We start from the raw sequence: 6,956 nt of genomic DNA on the forward strand, positions 1-6,956 counted from the left end.
ATGCTACAGCAGGCCGATCGTTTTCCCACGGTTGACTGCCTGCTGCCGATTTGGTACTTGGAGTTTTCGGAAAATACTATTGCTGTGAAACTTCACCGTGCCCACTTTCCGGCCCAGTTTTTCCGCGATCTCATCGTTGCTCATTCCCAATGCCATCATCCGCAGCAGCTTTTTTTCTGTTTCGGTCAGTGTTTCATAGTATTCCGATGGCCCTTTCAGATAATTGGGGAGGTACCGGCTCACGCTTCCGGCCAGCTCCATGATCTGGTTGGTAAAGGCATCCGCACCCTTTTCCCGCTGGTAGACGGGCAGCATCTGCACCATGCAGATCCCCTCGTCCGCCAGCAGTCGGATATACCGGTATTTTTTCGCCATTGTCAGGGTTGTTTCAAGTTCCTCACACATGCGGTCTTGATCGCCGGATTTATAGTAGATGATGGCCAGAAGCATATGACACTCGCATAGATCCATACGCCGCTTTCCAGGCTCCAGGAGGGCAATGAGCTGCTTGACCAGAACGTAGGCGGCCATATTTTTCCCCACCTGCAAGTAACAGCGTACTTTTACCAGCCATGCAAACATATCCATCATATAGATGTCACCGTTTTCATCCGGGGCGGTCTTTTCAAGCCACTTGATGATCGTCTCCTGCTGCCCATCATAACAGGCCGCAAGACATTCCAGGGCATTTAAGCTGGAGGTCAGTTCCTCCCAGCCCGTTTCATGAATACGGTTCCGGATCTTTTCGACCAGCGGCTTGGCCGATCCTGCCTGCCCGTTCATGAGCAGGATCCTCATCTGTAATGCCAGCGCCACAAACAAGCAGCGCATATCGCTCTCCCGCTCGATCAGCGGAATTGTTCCGGTCACAAGGATTAGTGCATTAAAGCAATCATTATTTTGATAGCACCATTCCGCCAGCAGGATCTCATATACATTCTTTCCCACGCTGCCGTATAACTGATGAGCCATCTCGGTTATCGTATCTTTGTACCGTTTCAGATGTGGGCCAAATCTTGTAAAGTCCCGGAATCCATTCAAGATACTGGGACGACAGGCGGACAGTGTAAGCGATCTGACCGGCACCATACCTGCCTTTACCAGGAAGAACATAATTCGCAGGAACATTCCGTCGCTTGTATAAGGCATGACCAGTTCCGTGTTGATCCGATAATAATCTCTTTCATGAAAGTCTTGCAGATTCCAGTGCCGTGGCATGTTCCCCAGCATACTCACATAATCCTTTGCCTGATCCAGGTCTCCCCCCATGGCCGAAAGCAGGGCAAGCATCGGCAGCAACGCTGGATGGCTGCTGCAATCCTCTATATCAAGCTGATGAAAGTACCCCCTGCAGGCCCACAAGGCGGGCATGGAAAAAGGGTGCTCTGCAAACTCTTCTAAGATGGTTTCCAGCAGGTGTCCCTCTTCTTCCGCATTCTCCATCACACAGACTAATTCTTTTTGAGGACGTGGATATATCACGTTTTCTCTTTCGTCCATGGCTTTCACCCTATCTGTTCTCGCTGTACTGCTTTTATTATAATTCATTTTGAATCATTTGCATAGCAAACTTTAGTTGTGCAAAAGCCAAACTTTTAACCAAACTTTCCGTCAATTAGACTGCTAAGCGGTACAATGGCACGCTCAGTTTGGGTCGAAGGTTGGAATATTATTTGCATTCCCCGCCAAAAACGCATTCCATATCTCAATTTTAAGATAGGTTTCGGAGGAGATGGCATTTTGCAGAGAAAAGGCGGGAGGACAGCGATACAACCATCCTCCCGCGTGAAATCATCCTGTTGTTCTGATCAGTGTTTGCGTTTTTAATAGGAGCGATGCCAGCGCACGGTGATCTTCCCGCTCCATCCACCATTGGGGCTTCAGGAATTGAAGCACCTGCTCTGCCCATAGGTAGTCCTGATACGTCAAAGTATGCTGCTCCAGTCCTTTGCACAGCCGGGAATAAGCGGAGCGAACCGTATCATAGGTGGAATCACGGTCAACATATCGCCCAATAAATCCACATAAAATGGCTGCTTCTTCCTCGGTATAGTTCTGCATCACGATTTCTCTCCCATCACACACGATGGGTGTTGTACCATACCAGACCGGCAAAGGAAAGGTAAATCTTTTTTATTCTGCGTAGTACCTCGGTCTACTGATAGATGTAAAGCCCTCCTTACCAGTAATGACTACATTGTTATAGCCGCTGGCGCAGTGGATGATCAGCAGCTCTCCGTTGGCGTCCCATCCGCCGACAATACCCACATGGGAATTATCCGGATAGAACACCAAGTCACCAGGCTGGGTGTCCGACCAAAAAATATCGGTGCAATAGCTGTGCTGTGCGGTGGCTCCTCCGCCATGACCGATGATGTACTGTCCGCCAGACTGGTTGTAGAACACCCAATCGACAAAGCCACTGCAATCCAGCCCGTAGGGCCGATAGGTACCGGTGGTTGAGCTGCCTGCCGCCGTGACCTGCCGCAGTTCGCCCCATCGGGCGTCCCAACCGAACACAAGGCTCTTGCCGCCCCAAAAATAATTCACCTTGCCGACAAGAGAACAGGCGGTGCGTACCACCGCCTCGCGCTCCGGCGATAGATCTTCCGGCAGATCGCGGAGCAGCGCCGCCGTGTCCCCGCTGACGGAGTACACATCCTCGATCAGCTCCCGCAGGAGATCCCGCTGCTCCAGCAGCTCCTCCAGCGCCGCAATTTGATTTCGGTTGAAGTGATATGCGGTTTTCATTTCCTCTGCCGTTTTTGCGGTAATGGTGATATAGAGGTTTCGCTCCGTCCAGCCATCGTCATCACCGCTGCCGGGGTGGTTGATCGTTTCCACCTCCGTTTTGATTGCGGTCATGTCCCAAAAGACTGCTTTCAGGCGGGCAATGCGGTCGGCATCCATGGTGGCCACGTCCGCGGCGTCTACATCGGCTCCAGCAACCTTTACCGCGAACACTGCCAGCACCTCTATCCAATCGGCGGCTTGTCCGTCAACGGAGATGGAATCATAATCATCTGCCGTTTGCAGGGTTTCCAGCCGCTCATTGAAATCATAATTGACCTGCGCCACCGCAGCGGAGAGCGGCACAACGCCTGCCTCCCGGCTTTCGTTGGAAAAAAGGATGCCGAAGGGTGGCGCCACGATTGCCGCCACGAGGATCACCGTCAGGAGCAGCACCAGCACCACCGCTCCGCCGCCCGCCGCCACGATGGAACTTGCGGCGGACGCGATACCTCTCCCAATCGTCTGTACCGCCTGCACCATTGCGCCGCCCATCTTTTTTGCCCCACCGCCTCCGTTCTTTGCGGATGTCTGGAGCACTGTCTGCTGTGCCTTGCGCTGCGCCGCCGCCCTTGTGCGGCGCGTGATGATCGTATCGGACGATGCAGTATGGGAAGTTCGCCGAATACGCATGGTTCGCGGAGCTTTGGGCGAAGGCTGTCCGCTCTTTGGGGCAGGAGCACCCTTGACCGATGCGCCCTGATTGCTTTTATGCAGAGGGACCGTTGTACCTCCATGGTCGGACGGTGGAGGTACTATGTGCCGCTCCGCTGTTCTTTTTTCGGCAAGGCTCCGCCGATAGGCGGCTTTCGCGTCCTGCGCAGCTTTCTGCCGCCCACGCTCCTGCGGGGCGGCATCTGCGCTTTTTGGACCTCCGCAATTTTGCGGAGGTATGGTCCGGTTTCCGACTTCATTTCGTGCAGCGGTTTGTACCGGAGAAAAGGCATATTCCATCGGTGTGTCGATGAAAACTTTGCGTACATACCGGCGTAAGAACGCTGATAATCAGTGCTCTGGAGTTTTCCCTTTGCCGCCGCGTAAGACCGGAAATAGTAGTCCACATCAGCGGTTGCGGGGATCTGATAGATTTCATAGGTGCCGATCTCGTCGCTGATTTTCGGTGCGCTGGGACCATAGGTATTGCCGTTACATTCCTGCATTTCTGCAAACTCGCAGATATGATAGGCAGAATTACCGATGCAGACATGGCAATCGTCAATGTACTTGCAAGGGAAAACCATCTTTTCACCGTCAAAGCGGGTAATGACGATGCTTTCCCCGTCCTTGATGGTAAAGAGCGTGTGGTATTCGCTGTCGATGAAGCGGATCACGCGCTCATCCTTGTTGGGGTTTGGAAAGGCGATAACGCCCATAATGTTTACCGGCTCACGGTCTGTCATTCGCTTTCACCTCTATCGTTCTAAAAAATAAGGCCGGGACATTCATCGTAGAATAATCCCGGCAAAGCGAAACGGCACGGTTTCCCGTGCCGTTCGTCAGATGATTCGCTTGTTCTCATCATTCAATCGTTTCCCGTTCCATTCTCAGATATTTCTCGCGGAGATACCACGCCTGCTCTGGGCTGATGATCTAGTTGACCTCCGCACTGTTGATGTCGCTTTGCAGATTGCAGTAATCGCAGTCCCAAAGTGTATAGTTCTCGCCATTGTCCACCTTCTGCCACGCTTTCACCATGGCTTGGATGGACTCCTGCAAAAATTCCGGCAGTCCGCATTCCAGATAGCTTCGGTCTTTGGGGAGGCCCTTCCCGTCATAGGTGGAGGACAATTTCATCATGTCCTCCATCGTGCAGTTCAGCGCCTGCGCCAGCTTTTGCACCGTCTTTGCATTGCACCGCTCCATATCGCTTCTTCCGGCGCATATATCCATGATCGTCGTCTTGGGAACGCCGCTGAGCTTGGATAGCTGATATTTTGAAAGGTTCCGCTCATTGAGCAAAGTCTGCAAGTCCATTTTCCTCGCCTCCTGTTCTGAAGGGTTCTTGCGATACTTTCATTATATCGGTGTGCCGACCTAGCGTCAATAGCGGTGATGCGACTTTTCTCGCACTTACGGCCATTCATTACCGTTCGGCTTTATGTTCCCCAAGGTTTCGCTCATGCGGCACACACCTCTGCCGCTCCATCTGCTTTTTGTATTCATTTCCGGCCCGTTCACAGAAATCCTCGATGCAGGAGCTGCGGTCAGAGCGGTAATGCCCCCAAAAGAAATTGGGTAGGCCGTCCCCGTCGTTTTTGCAGTTGCGCTGCCATGTGACGAAGGGGACAGGGGCTTTTTCACATTCGCCCATGACAAACTCGGCACTGCCGACGCGAACGCGAGCGGTGATGTGGTATTCCTGATTGACCATTTTCCCCACTACATAGCTGCCGTGTTCTAACTGGATGGTGCAGCTCCCGTTTTGTGCAAAGGTCGCTGTCACCGGCATGACCGGTACTCCACGCACCAGATCCGGCAGCATGATGAACTGCGACCTTTGGCTCATCAACTCTTGCGGCAGTTTGTCCACGGGCAGATAAAAGCGCTGACAGCGATGGATCAGCCTCCACCGGTGCCCGGGATATGGAGATCCTCAGCGGCCAGATCCTCCTTGGCGTCCGCGAAGGACAGCAGCGTTGCAAACATCAGCAGCAAAGCAATCACTTTTTTCATGATGTTCTCTCCCCTTCTCGGTTTCAACCGGAGCGTTTGTTCCCACAAGGTCTTGTCGAGGAAGGGCGGTCGGCAGTGGTCTTGCCCACGATCAGTTAAGCTTTTGCCCTGTTTTCCGTGCTCCGGCTTAAATCCGGACCCTTTTCTGCCGATAATAAGGATATGAAAAACATTTAGACAGGAGGTTCCGCAATGAAAATTCAAGATGCGAAGAAGGCATATGCCGCGCAGATGGATATGCTGTGGACACGGAAACGCGCCCTGTCGCAGGCGCTCAAAAATTGCCAGCAGGGCGGCGCGCCCAATGTGGATCGTGTGGAGATCTCCCGTGAGCTGTCCGCCGTGGACGCGCAATACAACGAGGCCCAGGGCGTGATGGAGAGCATCATCGAGCGGGAGACCGCCATCCACAACGCCGAGGTTGCAAAGCAGCAGGGCAATGCTCTGTCGAAGGCCGCAAAGGAGATGGGCAAGATGCTGGAGATCTACCGCCGCATCGCCTCCGGCGGCCAAGTCCCTCCGGAGGATGAACAGCGGCTGATGGAATACAACCACGAACTTTACATGGCTGCCAAGACCGCGGCCATGCTGCAAGAGGGAGACGGCGAGAAGTACGACTCCCTCTTTGAGGACGAGGAGGAAAAAAACGGCGAAGAAAAGACCGCCAGCGAGATCGCGGGCGAGGCGGAGATCTCCGCCCCCGTCCCCGGCGGAGGCGGGGACGCCGGACTCGACATCGCCTCGGAGTGATGGCTATACCGCTCCTCCGTTTCTTTTTTTAGGACAGCAAAAAAGGGCACAAAACCGCCCTTTACAGTTTTGTGCCCCCGTTGCCCATGATCTCATAGCACAGTAAGAAACTGCTGACGGGATAGTACACGCTCATGATTGGGTCTTTGATATGACCTTGGACGATGTTGGAATTCACATATCTTGCGTTGTCCAAATACCATTGCGGGTTTGCGCCCGGTGTGTTCCAGCCGAACATGGAACCTGCCAGCATGGCGGCCTCCTGAATGTCCGTGATGCCGCGCCGCGCATTATGACTGCTGGCGATGTCACGGTTTTCCTCGCGGTTACCGGTATCCCATTCGGAGGGATGGTAGCCACTCTCGCTTTTTTTGATGATAATAAGCTGACCGCTGGACGGCAGAACAGAAAAACAGGTTTCCGGCAGGTCATTTTGAACTGCACCCCACTTGTTAGACAGTATGATATACTATCTAACAAGTGGGGTGTTTTGCTATGCCAAAAGGAGTACCAAACAAACGATATACACCAGAATTCAAAAAACTGGTGATTGAAACCATGCAGGAAGAGAAATTGAGTTACAGCGAAACCTGTCGTAGATTTGAGGTAAACAGCAGAGATCGGATCAAATCATGGGAGCGAATCTACCTGGAAGAAGGGCCGGAAGGGTTAGCCATCGAACGGCGTGGCCGCAGCAGTAAGGGTCGTCCGCCAAAGCAGTTGCCGAAGCAGGTAGAAGAAGA

9 protein-coding genes are annotated in these 6,956 nt (G+C 53.1%); 2 read left to right on the plus strand and 7 right to left on the minus strand.

Annotation, left to right across the window (positions count from 1 at the left end; all coding sequences use genetic code 11):
• Positions 1-3 precede the first annotated feature (3 nt).
• The 6 genes from KQI26_RS11415 to KQI26_RS11440 all read right to left on the minus strand — a co-directional run bounded on the left by KQI26_RS11415 (position 4) and on the right by KQI26_RS11440 (position 5,296).
• Positions 4-1,443, minus strand: coding sequence for a LuxR C-terminal-related transcriptional regulator (locus KQI26_RS11415; protein WP_253292819.1), 1,440 nt, complete (start codon positions 1,441-1,443; stop codon positions 4-6).
• A 348-nt stretch (positions 1,444-1,791) separates the two neighbouring features.
• Entirely contained in the window at positions 1,792-2,061 is a 270-nt protein-coding gene (locus tag KQI26_RS11420; protein WP_216504513.1) for a hypothetical protein, read from the minus strand.
• A gap of 72 nt (positions 2,062-2,133) precedes the next feature.
• Complete coding sequence (locus tag KQI26_RS11425) at positions 2,134-3,285, minus strand: C40 family peptidase (RefSeq protein ID WP_216504514.1); 1,152 nt, start codon at positions 3,283-3,285, stop codon at positions 2,134-2,136.
• Between the two features lie 260 nt (positions 3,286-3,545).
• On the minus strand, positions 3,546-4,190 hold the full coding sequence (locus KQI26_RS11430; RefSeq protein ID WP_216504515.1) for a hypothetical protein: 645 nt from the start codon (positions 4,188-4,190) through the stop codon (positions 3,546-3,548).
• Positions 4,191-4,380: 190 nt separating this feature from the next.
• On the minus strand, positions 4,381-4,764 hold the full coding sequence (locus KQI26_RS11435; protein ID WP_216504516.1) for a helix-turn-helix transcriptional regulator: 384 nt from the start codon (positions 4,762-4,764) through the stop codon (positions 4,381-4,383).
• A 109-nt stretch (positions 4,765-4,873) separates the two neighbouring features.
• Positions 4,874-5,296: a hypothetical protein gene (locus KQI26_RS11440; RefSeq protein ID WP_216504517.1), complete on the minus strand. Its 423-nt coding sequence runs from the start codon at positions 5,294-5,296 to the stop codon at positions 4,874-4,876.
• A gap of 359 nt (positions 5,297-5,655) precedes the next feature.
• Between KQI26_RS11440 and KQI26_RS11445 the strand changes: the two genes are divergently transcribed.
• Positions 5,656-6,213 carry a hypothetical protein gene (locus tag KQI26_RS11445; protein WP_216504518.1) on the plus strand — a complete coding sequence of 186 codons (558 nt, stop codon included), beginning with the start codon at positions 5,656-5,658 and terminating at the stop codon, positions 6,211-6,213.
• A 61-nt stretch (positions 6,214-6,274) separates the two neighbouring features.
• On the opposite strand, the gene KQI26_RS11450 is transcribed toward KQI26_RS11445, so the two are convergent.
• Complete coding sequence (locus tag KQI26_RS11450; RefSeq protein ID WP_216504519.1) at positions 6,275-6,466, minus strand: hypothetical protein; 192 nt, start codon at positions 6,464-6,466, stop codon at positions 6,275-6,277.
• A 242-nt stretch (positions 6,467-6,708) separates the two neighbouring features.
• On the opposite strand from KQI26_RS11450, the gene KQI26_RS11455 reads away from it, so the two are divergent.
• The coding region (locus tag KQI26_RS11455) for a helix-turn-helix domain-containing protein (protein ID WP_216504520.1) at positions 6,709-6,956 on the plus strand (248 nt) is incomplete at its 3' end.

Origin of the sequence: Intestinimonas sp. MSJ-38 (assembly GCF_018917925.1) — a bacterium.
Taxonomy (GTDB): Bacteria; Bacillota; Clostridia; order Oscillospirales; family Butyricicoccaceae; genus Pseudobutyricicoccus.